This window comes from Bathymodiolus japonicus methanotrophic gill symbiont, assembly GCF_019721995.1.
Classification (GTDB): domain Bacteria; phylum Pseudomonadota; class Gammaproteobacteria; order Methylococcales; family Methylomonadaceae; genus Methyloprofundus.
This window is the reverse complement of the sequence record NZ_BLYC01000009.1, coordinates 20601-39011: the sequence shown is the minus strand read 5'-3', so window position 1 is coordinate 39011 and position 18411 is coordinate 20601. Positions and strand designations below refer to the sequence as shown.

23 protein-coding genes are annotated in these 18411 nt (G+C 42.1%); 13 read left to right on the top strand and 10 right to left on the bottom strand.

Translation table 11 applies throughout. The features are described from left to right. Window positions 1-10: 10 nt before the first annotated feature. A complete protein-coding gene (metH, locus tag K6984_RS13605) occupies window positions 11-3676 on the bottom strand; it encodes a methionine synthase (protein WP_221896032.1) in 3666 nt (1221 codons plus the stop codon). 312 nt (window positions 3677-3988) lie between these two features. Here metH and K6984_RS13600 point away from each other — a divergent pair, with 312 nt between their 5' ends. Beyond that, entirely contained in the window at window positions 3989-4174 is a 186-nt protein-coding gene (locus tag K6984_RS13600) for a DUF2970 domain-containing protein (RefSeq protein ID WP_221896031.1), read from the top strand. A 90-nt stretch (window positions 4175-4264) separates the two neighbouring features. On the opposite strand, the gene K6984_RS13595 is transcribed toward K6984_RS13600, so the two are convergent. Next, window positions 4265-4702 carry a hypothetical protein gene (locus K6984_RS13595; protein WP_221896030.1) on the bottom strand — a complete coding sequence of 146 codons (438 nt, stop codon included), beginning with the start codon at window positions 4700-4702 and terminating at the stop codon, window positions 4265-4267. Between the two features lie 233 nt (window positions 4703-4935). Between K6984_RS13595 and K6984_RS13590 the strand changes: the two genes are divergently transcribed. Next, entirely contained in the window at window positions 4936-5160 is a 225-nt protein-coding gene (locus K6984_RS13590) for a hypothetical protein (RefSeq protein WP_221896143.1), read from the top strand. 234 nt (window positions 5161-5394) lie between these two features. On the opposite strand, the gene K6984_RS13585 is transcribed toward K6984_RS13590, so the two are convergent. Next, window positions 5395-5778, bottom strand: coding sequence for a hypothetical protein (locus tag K6984_RS13585; protein WP_221896029.1), 384 nt, complete (start codon window positions 5776-5778; stop codon window positions 5395-5397). Here K6984_RS13585 and K6984_RS33490 point away from each other — a divergent pair. Together K6984_RS33490 and K6984_RS13580 are read left to right on the top strand one after the other, a co-directional pair. Next, the gene (locus K6984_RS33490; RefSeq protein ID WP_263458752.1) at window positions 5735-5860 is read left to right on the top strand and encodes a hypothetical protein; all 126 of its coding nucleotides are present in this window, start codon (window positions 5735-5737) and stop codon (window positions 5858-5860) included. The two genes, K6984_RS13585 and K6984_RS33490, sit on opposite strands and share 44 nt — an antisense overlap. A 163-nt stretch (window positions 5861-6023) precedes the next feature. Next, entirely contained in the window at window positions 6024-7916 is a 1893-nt protein-coding gene (locus K6984_RS13580; RefSeq protein ID WP_230988074.1) for a DCC1-like thiol-disulfide oxidoreductase family protein, read from the top strand. 621 nt (window positions 7917-8537) lie between these two features. On the opposite strand, the gene K6984_RS13575 is transcribed toward K6984_RS13580, so the two are convergent. From K6984_RS13575 to K6984_RS36215, 7 genes are all read right to left on the bottom strand, one after another. Further along, window positions 8538-9206, bottom strand: a complete 669-nt coding sequence (locus K6984_RS13575; RefSeq protein WP_221896027.1) for a hypothetical protein — start codon at window positions 9204-9206, stop codon at window positions 8538-8540. Window positions 9207-9223: 17 nt separating this feature from the next. Beyond that, window positions 9224-9667 carry a transposase gene (locus K6984_RS13570; protein ID WP_221896026.1) on the bottom strand — a complete coding sequence of 148 codons (444 nt, stop codon included), beginning with the start codon at window positions 9665-9667 and terminating at the stop codon, window positions 9224-9226. Further along, on the bottom strand, window positions 9631-9819 hold the full coding sequence (locus tag K6984_RS13565) for a hypothetical protein (protein ID WP_221896025.1): 189 nt from the start codon (window positions 9817-9819) through the stop codon (window positions 9631-9633). Before K6984_RS13565 ends, K6984_RS13570 begins: the two co-directional genes overlap by 37 nt. Before the next feature lie 27 nt (window positions 9820-9846). Further along, window positions 9847-9975 (bottom strand): hypothetical protein, encoded by a 129-nt coding sequence (locus K6984_RS33485; RefSeq protein ID WP_263458596.1) that lies wholly within the window; start codon window positions 9973-9975, stop codon window positions 9847-9849. Then, the gene (locus K6984_RS13560; RefSeq protein ID WP_221896024.1) at window positions 9924-10565 is read right to left on the bottom strand and encodes a helix-turn-helix domain-containing protein; all 642 of its coding nucleotides are present in this window, start codon (window positions 10563-10565) and stop codon (window positions 9924-9926) included. Before K6984_RS13560 ends, K6984_RS33485 begins: the two co-directional genes overlap by 52 nt. Before the next feature lie 92 nt (window positions 10566-10657). Further along, window positions 10658-11089: a hypothetical protein gene (locus tag K6984_RS13555; RefSeq protein WP_221896023.1), complete on the bottom strand. Its 432-nt coding sequence runs from the start codon at window positions 11087-11089 to the stop codon at window positions 10658-10660. Between the two features lie 158 nt (window positions 11090-11247). Further along, window positions 11248-11454, bottom strand: coding sequence for a DUF7230 family protein (locus K6984_RS36215; RefSeq protein ID WP_420831667.1), 207 nt, complete (start codon window positions 11452-11454; stop codon window positions 11248-11250). A gap of 99 nt (window positions 11455-11553) precedes the next feature. On the opposite strand from K6984_RS36215, the gene mnmG reads away from it, so the two are divergent. The 9 genes from mnmG (at window position 11554) to K6984_RS13510 (ending at window position 18400) form a co-directional block, all read left to right on the top strand. Beyond that, window positions 11554-13422 (top strand): tRNA uridine-5-carboxymethylaminomethyl(34) synthesis enzyme MnmG, encoded by a 1869-nt coding sequence (mnmG, locus tag K6984_RS13550; RefSeq protein ID WP_221896022.1) that lies wholly within the window; start codon window positions 11554-11556, stop codon window positions 13420-13422. After that, window positions 13415-14032 carry a 16S rRNA (guanine(527)-N(7))-methyltransferase RsmG gene (gene rsmG, locus K6984_RS13545; protein ID WP_221896021.1) on the top strand — a complete coding sequence of 206 codons (618 nt, stop codon included), beginning with the start codon at window positions 13415-13417 and terminating at the stop codon, window positions 14030-14032. The genes mnmG and rsmG overlap by 8 nt, the downstream gene beginning before the upstream one ends. Continuing rightward, window positions 14029-14796 (top strand): ParA family protein, encoded by a 768-nt coding sequence (locus K6984_RS13540; protein WP_221896020.1) that lies wholly within the window; start codon window positions 14029-14031, stop codon window positions 14794-14796. The genes rsmG and K6984_RS13540 overlap by 4 nt, the downstream gene beginning before the upstream one ends. Window positions 14797-14800: 4 nt before the next feature. Beyond that, window positions 14801-15694, top strand: coding sequence for a ParB/RepB/Spo0J family partition protein (locus K6984_RS13535; protein ID WP_221896019.1), 894 nt, complete (start codon window positions 14801-14803; stop codon window positions 15692-15694). Window positions 15695-15839: 145 nt separating this feature from the next. Next, on the top strand, window positions 15840-16208 hold the full coding sequence (locus K6984_RS13530) for an ATP synthase subunit I (RefSeq protein ID WP_230988073.1): 369 nt from the start codon (window positions 15840-15842) through the stop codon (window positions 16206-16208). A 21-nt stretch (window positions 16209-16229) separates the two neighbouring features. Further along, the gene (gene atpB / locus K6984_RS13525; RefSeq protein WP_221896018.1) at window positions 16230-17006 is read left to right on the top strand and encodes a F0F1 ATP synthase subunit A; all 777 of its coding nucleotides are present in this window, start codon (window positions 16230-16232) and stop codon (window positions 17004-17006) included. Between the two features lie 56 nt (window positions 17007-17062). After that, on the top strand, window positions 17063-17347 hold the full coding sequence (gene atpE, locus K6984_RS13520; protein WP_147635930.1) for a F0F1 ATP synthase subunit C: 285 nt from the start codon (window positions 17063-17065) through the stop codon (window positions 17345-17347). A 43-nt stretch (window positions 17348-17390) separates the two neighbouring features. Next, window positions 17391-17870 carry a F0F1 ATP synthase subunit B gene (locus tag K6984_RS13515; protein WP_221896017.1) on the top strand — a complete coding sequence of 160 codons (480 nt, stop codon included), beginning with the start codon at window positions 17391-17393 and terminating at the stop codon, window positions 17868-17870. Then, complete coding sequence (locus K6984_RS13510; RefSeq protein ID WP_221896016.1) at window positions 17870-18400, top strand: F0F1 ATP synthase subunit delta; 531 nt, start codon at window positions 17870-17872, stop codon at window positions 18398-18400. The genes K6984_RS13515 and K6984_RS13510 overlap by 1 nt, the downstream gene beginning before the upstream one ends. Window positions 18401-18411 lie beyond the last annotated feature (11 nt).

The following is an 18411-nucleotide window of genomic DNA, read 5'->3' as shown; positions in this document are numbered from 1 at the left end:
GGTGCCTGTGTTAATGCAAATGCGAAGCCAGCCAGCGCTCTGCTGCTTCTATAGTTAATCCTTTGCGTTTAGCATAATCTTCCAGTTGCTCGGGGGTGATTTTTCCGACATTAAAATATTGCGAATCAGGATGAGCAAAGTACCAGCCACTTACTGCCGCTGTGGGATACATGGCGAAACTGTCGGTTAATTCAATCGTTGTATTGGCCTTTACATCCAGTAGTTCAAATAGTTTTGCTTTCTCTGTATGGTCTGGGCAGGCAGGATAACCCGGTGCTGGGCGTATGCCTTTATAAGACTCTTTAATTAGCTGCTCATTACTCATCTGTTCATCATCAACATAACCCCAGTGATTTTTACGTACCTCAAGGTGCATGTATTCAGCTAATGCCTCTGCCAAGCGGTCAGCCAGGGCTTTGAGCATAATGGAGTTATAGTCGTCATGGTCTTTTTCAAATTCGGTCAATTTTTCTTCTATGCCTATGCCAGCAGTCACGGCAAAGCCGCCTATATAGTCTTCTAGGCCACTCTCTACAGGCGCAATAAAGTCAGACAAACAGTAATTAGGTCGCCCCGGGGCTTTAATATTTTGTTGACGTAAGTGATGCAAAACGTCTAACTGTTGGTTACGTGATTCATCTGTATAAAGAATAATATCATCACCGTCGCTATTCGCAGGGAAAAAGCCAATTACTGCTTTTGCCTCTAGCCACTGTTCAGCAATGATTTGCTTAAGCATTTGTTGCGCATCTGTAAATAAATTACGCGCATGTTTGCCTACCAGTTCATCTTCCAGAATCTTTGGGTATTTCCCGGCTAATTCCCAAGTCTGGAAAAAAGGGGTCCAGTCTATATAATCCACTAGTTTTTCCAGCGGGAAATGGTCGATGACTTCGACACCTAATTTTTTAGGCGGTATCGGGCTGTGATTTTTCCAGATAAATTTATTAGCGCGAGCAGCCTGTAGGTTATGCTGCTTGGTTTTTGCCTTACGGCCTTTATGACGTTCACGTACGACCTCGTATTCCTCTTTGATACCTTTAACATAAGCATCTCTATGCTCGTCACTCAATAAATTAGAGGCAACACCTACCGCGCGGGAGGCATCAGGTACATAGATGGTTGCACCCGAGTAATGCTCTTCAATTTTAACCGCAGTATGTGCGCGTGAAGTGGTGGCGCCGCCAATTAATAGAGGAGCGGTGAAGTTAAGGCGTTGCATTTCTTTAGCCACATGCACCATTTCTTCCAGTGAGGGCGTAATCAGTCCGCTTAAGCCGATAATATCAACATTTTTCTCTTTGGCTACTTGTAGTATTTGCGGTGTAGGCACCATTACGCCTATATCAATCACATCATAGTTATTGCACTGTAAAACTACGCCAACGATATTTTTACCAATATCATGTACATCTCCTTTTACAGTTGCCATCAGAATTTTACCGTTGCTCTGAATATCACCTGATTTTTCGGCTTCCATAAATGGCATTAAATAGGCCACAGATTTTTTCATTACCCGTGCAGATTTTACTACTTGAGGTAAAAACATTTTTCCTGCGCCGAACAAGTCTCCTACAACATTCATACCATCCATGAGGGGGCCTTCGATTACATGTAGGGTTTTTTCGGCTTGTAGGCGAGCCTCTTCAGTATCTTCGATGATAAAGTCGGTAATGCCTTTGACTAAAGCATGTTCTAGGCGTTTATTCACCGGCAGATTACGCCATTCCAGGTCTTCGACCTTATTAACAGCGGCATCACCACGATATTTTTCAGCGACTTCCAGAAGTTTATCAGTGCCTTCAGCATCGCGGTTAAGCACGACGTCTTCGACGGCATTGCGTAATTCATCAGGAATATCCGCGTAGATAGCGAGCTGTCCAGCATTGACAATCCCCATGTCCATGCCTGCTTGCACTGCATGGTAAAGAAATACGGCATGAATGGCTTCACGTACCAGGTTATTTCCGCGAAAGGAAAAGGAAACATTGGATACGCCGCCTGAAATCATCGCATGAGGGCAAGTGCGTTTGATTTCACGTGTTGCTTCGATAAAGTCTACGCCATAATTATTATGTTCTTCTATGCCGGTTGCGATAGCAAAGATATTAGGGTCGAAAATAATATCCTCAGGGGGGAAGCCCACTTGCTCGATCAGAATTTTATAGGCACGCTGACAGATATCGACTTTTTTATCAAAGGTATCGGCTTGTCCTTGTTCGTCAAAGGCCATGACGATAACTGCTGCACCATATCGGCGGACAAGTTTTGCCTGCTGAATAAAGTTGTCTACCCCTTCTTTCATAGAAATGGAATTAACAATCCCTTTTCCCTGTATGCACTTTAATCCGGCCTCAATAATTTCCCACTTAGATGAGTCGATCATAATAGGGACTTTGGAGATATCCGGCTCGGAAGCGATTAGGTTAAGAAAATGCACCATTGCTTCTTTGGATTCCAGCATGCCTTCATCCATGTTGATATCGATGATTTGCGCACCATTAACCACTTGCTCGCGCGCGACATCCAGTGCAGTGTCGTAATCTTCTTCAACAATTAGTCGTTTAAAGCGTGCAGAACCTGTGACGTTAGTACGTTCGCCCACATTAACAAATAACGAGTCACTGTCTATGGAAAAAGGCTCAAGTCCTGCAAGCTGGCAGCGCGTTCCGATCTCGGGTATTTTTCGGGGCGCATAAGGGCTTACTGCATCAATAATTGCTTTAATATATTCAGGAGAGGTGCCACAGCAGCCGCCAATAATATTTAGATAACCATTTTTTGCCCAGTCGGCAATTTCTGCCGCCATATCTTCTGGCAATTCATCATATTCACCAAATTCATTGGGCAGGCCTGCATTGGGGTGAGCTGAGACATAAGTATTTGCATGGTCTGCTAACTCCTCCACGTATTGGCGCATTTTCTGTGCACCTAATGCACAGTTAAAGCCAATGGATATGGGGTTTATATGGTTAAGTGAGTTCCAGAATGCAAGCGCAGTTTGACCGGATAGTGTACGGCCTGACGCATCGGTAATGGTGCCAGAAATCATTACCGGTAATTCGATATTATGCTCTCCAAAATAGCTGTCGATAGCAAAAATTGCGGCTTTAGCATTGAGTGTATCAAATACGGTTTCAATCAATAAGATATCGGTGCCACCGTCAACCAGCCCTTTTACGGCTTCGCTATACGCCTCTACTAATGCATCAAAGCTGATATTGCGAAACGCAGGCGCATTGACATCAGGTGACATCGAGGCCGTTCTATTGGTTGGACCCAATGTGCCAGCTACAAAACGAGGTTTGTCGGGTGTTTCCCTGGTTGCTTCTTCTGCCGCCTGTTTTGCAATTTTTGCTGACTCAAAATTAATCTCATACGCCAGTGACTGCATATTGTAGTCAGCCATTGCAATAGTTGTGGCGTTAAAGGTGTTGGTTTCGATAATATCGCAACCAGCATCCAGATAAGCCTTGTGAATCGCTTTGATAATATCTGGCTGAGTCAGCGACAGTAAATCATTATTACCTTTTAAATCAGAATCCCAATCTTTAAAGCGCTCCCCTCTATAGTCTTGTTCTTCCAGATGGTAGTCCTGAATCATAGTGCCCATTGCGCCGTCTAAAAATAAAATGCGTTGAGCAAGTTGCTGGGTTAAAAATTCTTTTTTATTCATGTGGATCACTTGACGTTGTAGCTATTAGGTTTGCTTGCTAAGGCTAAAGATGGTTTACTAAGTAACGTTGATAATATTACTCTACTGAAGTTTCCCAATTATTGAGTAGCTGAAATACACAATGCTGGTGTATCGAGGTTTGTTTTATGTGGTTTTGCCATGTTTATAGCAAACCCCTACTTAATTCCCCTTAGGCAATAGCATTTGAAACGAATGAAAAGACTATTTTCTTCATATAGTTGTAGCATGGTTTCAATTTTACCATAAATAATTATTGGGAAACTTCAGTTACTCTATATGTATGGAGGGTTCATGTTTAAGCCTACACTTAAACAAGTTATTCAAAGCGTATTAGCAGCGGCTATTGGTGTGCAAAGTAACGCAAATCGTGAGAGAGATTTTGAACAGGGTTCATTAACTAGTTATCTGGTTGTTGGTGCAATTGCGACAGTACTGTTTATCGTAATATTGCTCTCCATTGTATCGCTTATTCTTTAAGTCGTGTTTTCGATACATGCACTCTTTATGCTTAAAAGTAAAAAGCCCAGCTAGAAACTGGGCTTTTTTGTTATACGCTATGTGTGAAGCTTAGTCAGATGTCTTGAAGCTGTTTATAATGCCGACAAAAACATCAGATATGCCACTGACAAGATTTGCAACGTTTAAATCCTCTTTTAAAATGTACTTTGTTCTAACAAAGGCAACGCTTAACCAGCCCATAAGCAGAGGCAAAAGTTCAAATAGAATACCTAATACGGAGCCAAAGAAGCCTTCTTGAAGACCGCCACTACCACCACTGCTTGTTACTCGGTCGCCAATGTCGGTTAGATCGCGCTCATATTCACCACCTATATCATTGCCAAAACCATCAATAATAAATATATTTAAATTATAAAACAGTACCTGCACAACAATAAATAATACCGCTGCACCTGCTGTCCAGTATAGGACGTTACCTGCTTTTGCGCGCACTGTTGTTCTATATATCCAGATTGCAATCAAAATTGTTAATACGCCACCAAACATTATTATCCCCTTGTGTTTTTGTTATTTTTTAAACCCGAATCCTACTAAATTATTTTTATTCTGTGTAATGCTGACGACACAGTTTCAAAGCAACTAGTATTATAAACATCTAAACATTATTATGACAATTTATCAGGAAAAAATATAGCAGCCTGACAAGATTAGCGACTACGTCTTAAGGTTCAAAGTAGAAAACTGAAACAAGATTGTTGCTGTGGAATAGTAAGAAATTCTTGACTTCAAAAAATCATTCCGTATCATATAACGTTCATTTACTGTCATATTTTGACGTAATAACTATTAATAAATCACAAGAAGGTAGAACACTCATGGGTGCAATATTAGACGTTACTGAAATGTTAAAAGAGCCAGAAGGTATGGCTATCGCTGCAGTAGTTATCGCTGCAGGTTATTTCTTCGTAAAGTGGGTTTTCGCAGAGCATGAAGACGACGAATAAGTAAAAAGCTTTTTAGCATTACTTACTATAAAACCTGTGAGTTTCTTAACTTGCGGGTTTTTTATGGCTGTCACTTTTTAACATGTAAATTCTAGTCGCAGGTTTTGAAGGCTCCCATTTATGCCTGTTCTAGTCACGCGCTGTCACAGTACTTTACATCTTTAGTTTCCCCGCCCCTGCTATTTATTTTTGCGAAAGCGAACGCAGGTTGTTGTGTCTTTACTACCCTGTGCATCAGTGTTCCCCTATCAATTGAGGCCGTGAAACTAACCTCGCCACAAGAGAGCTCATAAAGCACTGTAAAGACATTCCTGTTATTATTGCGTTTTGAACTGCTCGAATGGTATACGAGCTGATACGAGATATTCTTGCCTGGAAAAACAATGGATTCACAAAACGATCTCGTTCGCTGAAAATCATGGAAACGGAGCTTAGCGAAGTGGTGATTTTTAGTCCCTGATAGGCGACAGGGCAATTCGCTGATTCGACGTGTGCTAGCAGCACGCGAGAGGAGCAAGAATTGCATTCCGAATGGCCGTCCAGCCAGTGAGGTAGTAATGACGAAGCGGCTTTTGTGCGTAGTCGTTGCGGACGCAGGGCGTTCAGGGCATCTCCCATCCGCTGCGTAGGTGAACGAATTATGGCGACAGGAGTCCCGGAATTTCGTGAGGTAGCATGGCGCGCCTGTATAAGTGATTAAAATCAAAAAGATGGAAATATTCGAGTGGTGCTACCTTCAGGTAGGTTATAGGCTGCTTTGTTTAGGTACTTCTTCTTTCAATGGGAACACTGATGACCCTGTGAGTAAAATTCCATTATAATTTGTACTCTTATTACCGATAGGCGAGTATCAAATGCTAAGCATGGTTTCACAAATTATTGAGCGCTATCATCGGCGCCGAGCTCCTGCCTTTATCATTGGCATGTTTCGTATTCTCTATGGCATGGTTGTGCTCCAGGAAGTAATATTCCTACTCTATTTTAATCATCTTATCTTTGACCCTGTCCCTTATATAGATGTAGAGTTCCCGATGATCCCGTTGTTTCTGGGCTTGTGGGCGATAGTTGCTGGCTGCATTATCCTGGGATATAAAACGCAAACAACCATTATTGCAAACTATATTTTCTGGATAGTCTTCGTTAATTTCACGCCCATGCAGCGGGATTTTGATGGAGGCTTTGATTTATTTATGGTCGGTATCGGCTTTTTCCTGATCTTTATGCCGATAGGGCGAGCCGTATCTATTGACAATTTAGTTTATAAATTGCAATTCAAATTTCAGCATCAGCCTGCACTGCCTAAAACCTGTAGTGCATTGAGTTTATTGTTTCCGGTGCTGATTTGCCTGGGCTTTTTATATCTGGATTCGGCAATTCATAAATTATTTGCACCGCACTGGCTTAATGGCCTAGGTGCGTGGCTGCCATCTACCATGCCCTATTATGTGTCGGCACTGGATTTATCGTGGATGTTGAATCAGCAGGTTTTACAAAAATTCATTGGTTATCTAATACTGGTTTTTCAATTTAGCTTTATGTTTTTTTTCTATCGGCGCTGTTTTCGTCCCATATACTTGCTAGTGGGTGCGGGCTTGCATATAGGCATTAGCATTAGCCTAAATATTTACCCCTTTGGTCTGGGTATGCTAGCTGTGTATATACTAATGGTGCCATTTTCCTGGTGGCAGGCATTGGCAGACCAGTTTATCTATCAGAAGTCAGCGCTAGCTGTTTTTTATGATGGCGATTGTCCTTTGTGTAATCGCACCGCCACAATTATTAATCACTTTGATGTATTGCAAGGCGTGGTTTTTAAAGATCTGCAGACCCAGGCAGATTCTGCGCCACAGTTGCAGGTCTATGATCAGCAGGTTTTATTAGCGGATTTATATGCAGTTGATTTGCAAGGTAAGGTTTATTCCGGGGTTGATACTTATATTCAGATTTTCCATAAAATGCGTTATATGGCGATATTTTCTTGGCTTATGCGTGTGCCGGGGATTTATCATTTGGCGCGAGCAATATACCGCCGCATTGCCGATAATCGTGCGCGCAATGCCTGCTATGAATTTTGTTTGCCAGCAGTTGCCGAAAAATCCTATCCGCTGGATTTGTATACCCGTATCTTTGAAAATTATGCGCAACATAAGCCTCGGCAATTCAGGTTCAGAATGGCCAAGATTTTTATGGTGCTGGTGATATTGCAGCTTAATAGCAGTATTCATTATGGGTTTTTATATCGCTTTTACGATTTATCCCGTATCGAAAGCCCGCTGGTTAATCAGGCTCGCTTGCTGAGTAATTCGGTATTAATGCTATCGACTACCTTTTTAGGTATTACTCCACATGCGCTTTATTTGCATGACCACTTTGAGGGGTATGAGGATTTGCTGGCAATCAGCTATATTGATGCACAAGGGCATGAGCAGTGGTTGCCGTTTATTAATGAGCAGGGACGAATGTTGGCGCCGAACTGGGGGAGAGTGCATTCGATGTGGGCTAATATTGCAGTGACGCCGAATATCAATACTGACAGATTGAGTAAGTTTATTATGAAAGTAACTGCATTCTGGGGAGCTAAAGTAGGCCTGGACCTAAATCAGGCGCAGTTTATTATTAAGCATAAAAAAATTAAATCGCCGCAGCAGTGGGTGTTTAATTTGCGCAAAGAGAACTTATCTGGAGCCTGGACAAATATAGGTACAGCAACCTGGACTAATAAGCATTATCAGCTGGAATTGCAAACTATTAAATAGCATTATTAATAATTTCAATGGTCTATGGGTTTTATGAGATGGTGCGTGATGTTTTTAATAGTCAACTTATACGACTTAAGAGATAAAATTCAAAAAAATGGTGTTGCATCAAAACTATTGCCGTGATATAAATTGTCCCGTGCTTTTAATTAGTACGAAACAACAATAATAATTTCTATCCTGAGGAGGATTACATGAAAAAAGTATTATCACTAATAGCTATCTCTCTAATGTTAATCGGCGGAACTGGTTGCATGGATGATCCAGATATGAGTAGACAAAAAGTTTCTAGCTCTATCTCTTTGTAAGAAATTTTTATAGAAGAGCCTGGGGAAGCTTTCCGGGCTTTTTTATGTTAAAAAAGCCGTAAGGCTTATGCTAATTGATTTCGCAATTAGTTCTAAATTCTAGTAGTACCCCGTCATTTCAGTAGCAACACATTGCTTGGTCGCACTATCAGTGAGACTAATAGAAAACACATCTTCTATGCAAATAATTTATTCGTTATAAAAAAGTTAAAATTCAGAGTTAAAATAACTGGGTAGGTCGTTGTGAGACACAAGAGGAGTGTAATACTCGATGTTCAAGTTTTTCCATCCCATTGCCATCAAACTCTTACCTTCACCCAGTAGAACAATACTTTAATGATGCTGTTGGCCCTAAGCGCCCTAAATCTCTGCCAATCATATGTTTTCCTGATGGCATCAGTTGAAACACATCCTTTATTAATTCACCTAACTCTTTCAGCTTATCACCAGGATCTGGAAACTCTAGCAATGACGTGATGAACTCAAGCAGTACATCCATTTGAGACTTGCGCTGTAAGCTTCCTACGGTATACGCAGGTAGTTTGCTTTCAATGCGGGCTATTTGCTCTGGGTGAAGGAGAAGGCAATGGTCAAACAAAAGACTCAGAATCAGGCCACGGCTTGATCCTTCTTCATCTAATTGTTTGGCCTCACGCCCCCATCCTTCATAAAGCTTCCAGTCCTCAAAGAAAACCTCAATCAGCCATCTTAACGTATAGGCTTGAATAATATCTTGTGTGCGCCAAGTCAGGTCTGTCGCCACTAAATAGCGATAGTCGTTTTCACCGTCATATTTTAAGGCAATGACAAAGCGTTTTTTACTGTGAGAACTCACCTTTAATCGTGCACTGCTGACAGTCACTTTAATCTCTTTGCCGCCACGTACACGTATTATCTGATCAATGCCTTTGTTAATCGAATTAAAGTAGCTCTCGACTGACCTTATTCTACCTCTATAGTTTCTCAGATAAATAATTTCCAAATTTGGAGCGCTTAAACTTAGGCGGTAACAACGAAATCTTCCCGCAATTTTTGCATAACACAAATCACTTTACTGGCATCATGCATATAAGTGTTAAAAGTTTGCACAACTGAATCATGAAGATCTTCAAAAGTTTTAAAATACTTCATATGAGTCGAATCGCGTTTCGTATTTTTCCATAATTTCTCAATCGGATTAAAATCCGGCGAGAACGCAGGGAGACGTTCTACTGTCAAACGATCTACATTAGCTAACTTAAATTCCTTAATAACACCGCTTCCATGATACGGGGCACCATCTTCAATTAGAATAATCTTGCCTTTATAATAAGCCAGCAATTGTGTTAAAAACTCAACATAGCTTTCACCATTAAAACGCCCAGATGTTTCAGCGTGTTGTAATATCATTGGCTTATAACTCTCGATTAAGACGTTGTCGGCAATAGAATATATCGCTTCCATAAAAAGCTTCTGTGTTGGATATTTCTCATTCGCTGAAAATCAGGGAAACGTAGCCTAAGCGAAGTGATGATTTTTAGTCCGCGATAGCCGTAGGGCCGTTGTTTTGTCGGAGTCTGAGCGTTAGCGAAGGTGGAGACAAAATAAAAGGCCATTCGACACGGCGTCAAGTCATTTGGAGCCTATGTTCCGACCCCTTGTTGGGTCGGGACGAGGTGACGAGGACGAATCGGGGCCGCCGGAGGCATAAGTGGTCGCGTTAAGTTTTTGCTGCTTGCTTGGGCTGGGATGCCCAAAACAAGCTTTCGCAAAAATAGCGACTCCCCGATTTTAAGCTTTTAAGAATAGCTAAAAATTCTTGAGGCAGCCCAGCTTCTTTTAAAAGTCTAAGTGACTTTGGTTTTATCTCATAAGCCAATGATTCTCGGTATTGAAAACTCCCTCCTTCGAGTTCGATCGTACCAAACATTTTCAACCCTTTTCGAATCCCTGATGTTTTCACTGTGGGTTGCTCTCCTATTGGAGCCCAGGTTCGTGCCAATGAACCCCACATAGCAAATGACACCTCATCACCGAATAAAACGACACTCTTTTCTTCTACCGCCTTTTCCATCAATTTATTTTTCTGGTCTTTAGTTAACTTTGACTTCCGACCACGTCCTTGATAGTGTTGCCCTATTAACCAACCGACACCTTTATGCATGAATGTTTTCAGCCAATTTATAATGGTTTTTTCACAGACTCCCATTAGGCGTGCTATTTCTTTGATTCCCATGCATTCACTGAACCAGAGTAGAGCTTGAGTTAATCGATATAAACGAATATTACTTAGCTTGAGAGCTGTCGCCATATTTTTTTTTAGTCGGTCTACAATTGACTTTGAAAAAGTGAGGGATACCATTTTTGACTGTTTCCGTTAGTGTTGGGACGAAAATTATAAGCCAGTTTCCCCTCTGTCGTTTTTGTTTGTTCGGAAATTAATTTTCTGAAAGTCTATAGCAGCAATAATACTATCGTTTGTCCATTAACATACCCGCCGGAGCCTTTGTGTTTCTGCTTGTAAACCTTATAAATACGTTTTGTAGACTTAGATCGTGCTCGGGCTGATTCATCAAAGGCCAACACACCTTCAGTAATGCCATAACGTTTTAAAATTAAGACCACACTCACCCGTAGCAACCAGTCCCAGGGTATACTTGCTTTACGAAACACCCAGGATAATGCGGCTACTTTGCAATCTCCAAGGCTTGCTCGCTCAAACTTAGCCCAGCAAACAGAGTTCATTAGCAGTATGCACGTTAAACAAGTGCCCAACCAAGCGGCTTGAATCCGTGTCAAAGCGGCTCCGGGTTTTAGCTGATTGAGCGCATCATTTAAATCGTCAATATAGCTTTGGATAAAGGTGGCAGGGGCATTCATTAACATGGGCTTACACCGATAAAATTACAACAACCTCAGAATACCTGATTTTACCTTCTCAATATCAAAAACTTGAACATCGAGTAATAGCATAGCTCTTTCGTTATTGCAGTTAAAAAGCTAAAGCTTTAATATTCCTGTGTTGGAGTAATCAGTGGCTGGAACTAACAGACATCGGAAAATGGCAACCCATTTTTTATAGAATGCCTGCATTGCATAAAAAATGGGTCGAAGCTTTTGTGTTTCGCCTTGCGCTGATATTTACTCTTATCTTTGAAAATAATGGCCTTGTTAAAAGAATGTGCATATTTAGCGACCAGATTTCTGGCCTCTGGAGCACTGTTTTTCTGTTGCTTTTTGCGTTTCTTCATAGCATCGCTCCTGCTAGTTTGGTGATAAAATCATTTCTTTTGTGCAAAACTCCCGCGAACAAATTAAAATACTTGTTTGATCAATTTTAAGACAAGTCTGTGTTATTTACAAAAGAATTTGATGTCATTATTATCGGGGGCGGTCATGCGGGTACTGAAGCTGCATTGGCCGCTGCACGCACCGGGGCGCAAACGCTATTATTAACGCAAAGCATTGAAACTTTGGGGCAAATGAGTTGTAACCCTGCGGTAGGGGGTATCGGTAAAGGACATTTAGTTAAAGAAGTGGATGCGCTAGGCGGGGTCATGGCGCGTGCAATCGATCATGCGGGCATACATTTTCGTATATTAAATGCTAGTAAAGGCCCTGCCGTGCGGGCAACCCGTGGGCAGGCTGACCGAGAGTTATATAAGCAATTTATTAGAAATACCCTGGAAAACCAGCCAAAGCTGATGCTATTTCAGCAGGTGGTGTCGGATTTACTGGTTGAGTCTGGAGCGGTGGTCGGAGTGGAAACCCAAATGGGTTTGCAGTTCAGGGCAAAGTCTGTGGTGTTAACGGCGGGTACTTTTCTAGGAGGTAGAATTCATATCGGCCTGCAGAACTATACCGGTGGGCGCGCAGGCGATGCCGCATCGATTGCTTTGGCGGAGCGCTTACGCGAGCTACCTTTTAAAGTGGCTCGCTTGAAAACTGGAACGCCGCCACGGATTGATAGGCGCACGATTGATTTTTCTAAATTAGAGCAGCAGCATGGCGATACGCCGGTGCCGGTTTTTTCCTTTATGGGAAAAGCCAGTGATCATCCGCAGCAGGTTCCGTGCTATATAACCCGTACTAATGAACAGACGCATGATATTATTCGTGGCGGACTGGATCGGTCGCCTATGTATGCCGGTGAGATCGAAGGTGTTGGGCCGCGCTATTGTCCCTCGATAGAAGATAAAGTCGTGCGCTTCGCCGAGCGGACTTCGCATCAGATTTTTATCGAGCCTGAAGGCTTGAATACCAATGAATATTACCCAAATGGTATTTCAACCAGCTTGCCCTTTGATGTGCAGTATCAATTTGTACGCTCTATGCAGGGTTTTGAGCAGGCGGAAATTGTGCGCCCGGGTTATGCGATAGAATATGATTTTTTTGACCCCAGAGATTTAAAGACATCTTTAGAAACAAAACATATGCCAGGGCTATTTTTTGCTGGGCAGATTAATGGTACAACGGGCTATGAAGAAGCGGCAGCGCAAGGCTTGATAGCAGGGTTGAATGCTGCCCGCAAAGCACAGGATAAAGAAAGCTGGTGTCCGGGACGGGATGAAGCCTATATTGGCGTGATGATTGATGATTTAATTGCCAACGGAACCATAGAGCCTTATCGAATGTTTACCAGTCGTGCTGAATATCGTTTATTATTGCGTGAAGATAATGCTGATTTGCGCTTAACTGAGAAGGGGCGGGAATTAGCTTTAGTCAGTGATGCGCAATGGCAGTTTTTTAATGAAAAGCAGGCGAGTATCACTAATCTTCAGCAACAGCTAAAAGCAAAGTGGATAAGAAAAGCAAGTCCAGAAGCTGAGAAGGTTGCAGCAATCTGGGGTAAGCCTTTATCGAAGGAGGCTAATTTAATGGGTCTATTAAGCCGGCCTGAAGTGGATATTATTCGGTTGATGCAGTTTTCAGGTGTGTCGGGCATGACTGAGCAGGTTGCTCAGCAGGTTGAGATACAGGCGAAGTATGCGGGATATATAGAACGACAACAGCAGGATATTGATAAAGCAAGGCGCTATGATCATTTGCAGATTCCGGGGGATTTAGATTTTAATCTGGTTAAAGGCTTATCTAATGAGGTGCGAGAAAAATTCAATACGCAGCGCCCTGAAACGCTGGGACTGGCTTCCAGAATACCTGGCATTACGCCTGCGGCTATTTCCTTGTTGCTTATTTATATGAAAAAGAAAAATGGTTGATGCTCGTCAGCTACTATGCGCAGGAATGGAGCAGTTAGGGATAGCCGCAACGGCGGAGCAAGTGGATTTATTGCTGGCCTTTGTCGGTCTGATCGAGAAGTGGAATAAAGCATATAATCTCACGGCGATACGCAATCGTGATGAAATGCTGCGCTTGCATATATTGGATAGCCTGTCGATCTTGCCTTATATTTCGGGGCAAAAAATTATTGATGTGGGCACGGGAGCGGGTCTGCCGGGTATTCCTCTTGCGATTTTTATGTCTGATGTGCAGTTTACTTTGCTGGACAGTAATTCCAAGAAGACGCGCTTTGTACAGCAAGTGATATTGGAATTAAAATTAAGCAATGTAGAAGTTGTACACAGCCGGGCTGAAAATCTGGGACGAGAGGGAGAATATGGCGCGGTATTGAGCCGGGCTTTTGCTAGTGTAAATGACATTAAAAATTTAACCGAATATTTGTTACAGCCCGAGGGTGTTTTAATCGCCATGAAAGGCCAGGTTCCTGAGGTAGAATTAAAAAAAATTAAGCAAAACTATACAGTGAATTCTATTGTACTCCCGGGTGTTGAGGCGGAGCGGTGCGTGCTACGGATAAATAAAACATGACAAAAATAATTGCAGTAACCAATCAGAAAGGCGGCGTAGGTAAAACCACCACGAGTGTAAATCTAGCTGCATCTTTAGCCGTTGCTAAGCGTAAAGTGTTGTTAATTGACCTAGATCCACAGGGCAACGCTGCAATGGGTTGTGGTATTGATAAATCTAATGTTGCCTATTCAAGCTGTGATTTGTTAATTGAAGATATGCCCATATCGGAAATAATTATTCATATGCCAGAAGTGGGTTTTGATGTCATTGCGGGAAATGCCGATTTAACCATGGCCGAAGTGCAGCTAATGAAGATGACTCAGCGTGAGCGTCGTCTGGCAAGCGCATTGCAGCAGGTTCGGGGTGTGTATGATTATATTCTGATTGATTGTCCGCCTTCCTTGAATATGCTGACCTTGAACGCCATGGTTGCAGCGGATAGTGTTTTAGTTCCTATGCAGTGTGAGTATTATGCCCTGGAAGGTTTGTCGGCGCTGATGGATAGTTTGCGCAATATCCAGGAAACTGCGAACCCAGGTTTATATCTGGAAGGTATCCTGCGTACTATGTTTGATAATCGTAGTCGTTTAACAAAGGATGTCTCTGAGCAGTTACTTGAATATTTTGATGATAAAATTTTTCGCACCTGTGTGCCAAGAAATATAAGGCTAGCTGAAGCGCCGAGCCACGGTATGCCAGTTTTGCAATATGATAAAAATTCGCGTGGAGCGATTGCGTATATTGCGCTGGCTGGTGAGTTAATTAGAAAAGAAAATAAATAAGCTTATGGCAGAAAAGAAAAGAGGATTAGGCAAGGGGCTGGGTGCTTTAATGGGCGAGCTGGGAGGTGGTGCAAAGGAGCAGGAAAAAAATAATGCATCTACTTTGCCTGTAGAGCATCTGCAACGCGGAAAATACCAGCCGAGAAAAGATATAGACCCTGAGCGCTTGCAAGAGCTTGCTGAGTCGATCAAGGTCCAGGGCATAGTGCAGCCTATTGTGGTTAGAGAGGTTGGTTATAACCGCTATGAAATTATTGCCGGTGAGCGTCGCTGGCGAGCCGGGCAGTTAGCTGGTTTGGCCGATGTGCCCGTACTGATAAAGGACATTGATGATCGTGCCGCAATCGCAATTTCTTTGATAGAAAATATTCAGCGTGAAGACTTAAATCCTCTGGAAGAGTCAGGCGCGTTTCATAGGTTGATAGACGAATTTGATTTAACCCACCAGCAAGTTGCAGAAGCAGTAGGCAAGTCAAGGGCTGCGGTGACAAACTTGTTGAGGCTTAATGATTTGCAGTCTGAAGTTAAGGGTCTGCTGACAGAAGGAATGCTAGGTATGGGGCATGCGCGTGCCTTATTGAGCCTGGAGCCTGAAAAGCAGATTGTTCTGGCGAAAAGAGTCGCGGAAGAAAGCTTGTCGGTACGTGTGACAGAAAAATTAGTACACGATGCGCAACAAGATAAGCCTGAAAACAACGCGCATATTAGTGTGCAGGGGCATGAAAGGGTAATAGACCGAGATACACGGCGATTGCAAGAGGCAATGACTGACTTTCTGGGTGCTAAAACCACCATTAAGCATAAGCAAAATGGACAGGGCTCTGTGGTTATCAGCTATAACAGTCTGGATGAATTAGATGGTATCGTTTCGCGCTTCGATATAAATACTGATAGCTGAGTTGTTGCAGCGTGCCAACTTTAGCGTCTTGCTTAGAACAAGAACCAGCTTGCTTTGTACGCGATATATTTAAGCCCGGAAAATCCATCCTTGCTAAAATTTGTTCTGAAAGATATAATTCCTCTATTATTTTATCGGGTTTTGTGTGAGAAAAATACAAAAGCTCTCAGTTGTAAACATGATTCTTGTTGGGCAAGCACTTATTATTTTGCTTGTTATTGCAGGATTTTTTATGCTGGGTGATGGTTTAAGTGCTAAATCTGCTTTTTATGGTGGCTTAGCAGCATTAATTCCTAACTGGTATTTTGCACGTAAAATCAAGCAACACAATGGTCAGGAAGCCAGAATAATAGTCCGGGCGTTTTATGCTGGTGAATCTGGCAAGTTAATACTTACAGCAATACTATTTGCACTGATTTTACAGGATCCAAGAATAGATTTTATGGCTGTATTAACAGGCTATATGGCAGCATTAACAGTTTTTTGGTTTGCGTTATTTATACGCAAATATTAATTATTTTGAAAGCGAGGAAAAATGGCTTCTGAAGAACACGCGGCGGAAGGCGCAACAGGATATATTGTCCACCATCTAACACCGTTGTCAGTAGGTGAAGGTTTCTGGGCTTTACATTTAGATACCTTGTTTTTCTCTGCCGTTTTAGGTGCGCTATTTATCTGGTTTTTCAAAACAGCGGCTGAAAAGGCAACTATCGGAGTGCCGGGAACAGTGCAATCCATAGCTGAAATGCTGGTCGAGTTTGTCGATCAGCAAGTTAAAGATACTTTTCATGGTAAAAGCGCACTAATTGCGCCGCTGGGACTGACGATTTTTGTCTGGGTATTCTTGTGGAATTTTATGGATTTATTTCCGGTCGATATATTGCCTTTGGTCGCTGGCATGATGGGCATGGAATATATGCGCGTGGTTCCCAGTACTGATTTAAACGCGACCTTTGCGCTTTCAATCAGTGTGTTTATCCTGATTATCTTTTACAGTATTAAAATTAAAGGTGTTTTTGGTTTTGCCAAAGAGCTGACCTGTACGCCTTTTGGTCCATGGATGATGCCATTCAACTTGCTATTAAAGCTGGTTGAAGAAATAGCAAAACCTATTTCACTTGCTTTACGACTCTTTGGTAATTTATATGCGGGCGAGCTGATCTTTATCCTGATCGCTTTGCTACCCTGGTATATACAGCCACTGTTAAGTTTTCCGTGGGCTATCTTTCATATTCTGATTATTACTCTGCAAGCGTTTATCTTTATGGTATTAACTATCGTATACCTAAGTATGGCGCATGAAGATCATTAATATAAGAACAACACTAACTATTCAACTTTAAATATAACAATACTTTTGGAGGTATTATGGAACTTGCAGCGTTGATTGCTGATGTACAAGGTATGACTGCTATTGCAGTAGGTCTGGTTTTAGGTATGGGTGCGATGGGGACTGCGATAGGCTTTGGTCTATTGGGTGGTAAGTTCCTTGAAGGCGCTGCTCGTCAACCAGAAATGGTACCTATGTTACAAGTTAAAATGTTCGTTGTTGCGGGTCTATTGGATGCGGTAACTATGATTGGTGTTGGTATGGCGTTATTCTTCACATTCGCTAACCCATTCCTGTCTGCTGTTGAAGCGGTTGCAGGATAAGACACTCGCGTAAGTTATTTTAACCGCAACATGAGGAAGGCTAGTGAGTATTAATGCTACGCTAATCGGTCAAATGATAACCTTTACACTTCTGGTATGGTTTACCATGAAGTATATTTGGCCACCACTAATTGGCGCTATCGAAGAACGTAAAGAAAAAATTGCCGAAGGATTGGCAGCGGCAGAAAAAGGCCAGGAAGATATGGAACGCGCAGCAAAAAGAGCTGCAAGCGTTTTGAAAGAAGCCAAGCAACAATCAGCTGATATAGTGAATCTTGCGCAAAAGCGGGCGAATGAGATCGTAGAAGAATCAAAAGATACCGCTAAAAAAGAAGGCGAGCGGTTGCTTGAAGCGGCTCAGGCGCAGATTGCCCAAGAAATGCAAAGAGCGCAAGAGCAAATGCGTAAAGAAGTCTCTGCGCTAGCGTTAAAAGCAGCAGGACAGATTCTATCGCAGGAAATTGACAAAGCTAAGCACAAAGAGCTACTCGGCAAAGTATCTGAGCAATTAGGTCAAGCGTAATGAGTGAACTAGCAACTTTGGCAAGACCCTATGCAGAAGCCGTATTTAAAAGAGCAAAGGAAACAGGCAATTCTGAGGAATGGTCTGATACTTTAGCTTTTCTAACGGCAATTATGCAGGACGAGAGCTTGGCTGCAATTGTGAATAACCCACGAGTTGACGAAGATAAATTAAAGGCACTATTGCTGGATATTTGTCAGGATCAAACCACTGAAGAAGCTAAAAACTTACTTAATCTATTAATCGAAAATGGCAGGTTAAATTTAGTGTCACATATTGCGGAATTATTCGAGAAATATAAGGCTGAAGATGAAGGTTATGTCGATGTTGATGTGATAACGGCTTATGCTTTAACCAAAGTAGAAGAGAAAAGTTTTGCGACATCACTACAAAAGAAATTCAATAAAAAAGTAAATATCACAGCAAGTATTGATAAAACTTTAATGGGTGGCTTTTTAGTAAAAGCAAGTGACCGTGTGATTGACGGCTCAATCAGTGGTCAACTTCAACAACTAGCTAAAAGGATCTAACAGCTTAGACT

Excerpts from the sequence above, each read along its gene's own strand:
- metH (WP_221896032.1), bottom strand. The coding sequence starts at position 3,676 with ATGAATAAAAAAGAATTTTTAACCCAGCAACTTGCTCAACGCATTTTA.
- K6984_RS13600 (WP_221896031.1), top strand. The coding sequence starts at position 3,989 with ATGTTTAAGCCTACACTTAAACAAGTTATTCAAAGCGTATTAGCAGCG.
- K6984_RS13595 (WP_221896030.1), bottom strand. The coding sequence starts at position 4,702 with ATGTTTGGTGGCGTATTAACAATTTTGATTGCAATCTGGATATATAGA.
- K6984_RS13585 (WP_221896029.1), bottom strand. The coding sequence starts at position 5,778 with ATGGGAGATGCCCTGAACGCCCTGCGTCCGCAACGACTACGCACAAAA.
- K6984_RS13580 (WP_230988074.1), top strand. The coding sequence starts at position 6,024 with ATGGTTTCACAAATTATTGAGCGCTATCATCGGCGCCGAGCTCCTGCC.
- K6984_RS13570 (WP_221896026.1), bottom strand. The coding sequence starts at position 9,667 with ATGGAAGCGATATATTCTATTGCCGACAACGTCTTAATCGAGAGTTAT.
- K6984_RS13565 (WP_221896025.1), bottom strand. The coding sequence starts at position 9,819 with ATGGCCTTTTATTTTGTCTCCACCTTCGCTAACGCTCAGACTCCGACA.
- K6984_RS13560 (WP_221896024.1), bottom strand. The coding sequence starts at position 10,565 with ATGGTATCCCTCACTTTTTCAAAGTCAATTGTAGACCGACTAAAAAAA.
- K6984_RS13555 (WP_221896023.1), bottom strand. The coding sequence starts at position 11,089 with ATGTTAATGAATGCCCCTGCCACCTTTATCCAAAGCTATATTGACGAT.
- K6984_RS36215 (WP_420831667.1), bottom strand. The coding sequence starts at position 11,454 with ATGAAGAAACGCAAAAAGCAACAGAAAAACAGTGCTCCAGAGGCCAGA.
- rsmG (WP_221896021.1), top strand. The coding sequence starts at position 13,415 with ATGGTTGATGCTCGTCAGCTACTATGCGCAGGAATGGAGCAGTTAGGG.
- K6984_RS13540 (WP_221896020.1), top strand. The coding sequence starts at position 14,029 with ATGACAAAAATAATTGCAGTAACCAATCAGAAAGGCGGCGTAGGTAAA.
- K6984_RS13535 (WP_221896019.1), top strand. The coding sequence starts at position 14,801 with ATGGCAGAAAAGAAAAGAGGATTAGGCAAGGGGCTGGGTGCTTTAATG.
- atpB (WP_221896018.1), top strand. The coding sequence starts at position 16,230 with ATGGCTTCTGAAGAACACGCGGCGGAAGGCGCAACAGGATATATTGTC.
- atpE (WP_147635930.1), top strand. The coding sequence starts at position 17,063 with ATGGAACTTGCAGCGTTGATTGCTGATGTACAAGGTATGACTGCTATT.
- K6984_RS13510 (WP_221896016.1), top strand. The coding sequence starts at position 17,870 with ATGAGTGAACTAGCAACTTTGGCAAGACCCTATGCAGAAGCCGTATTT.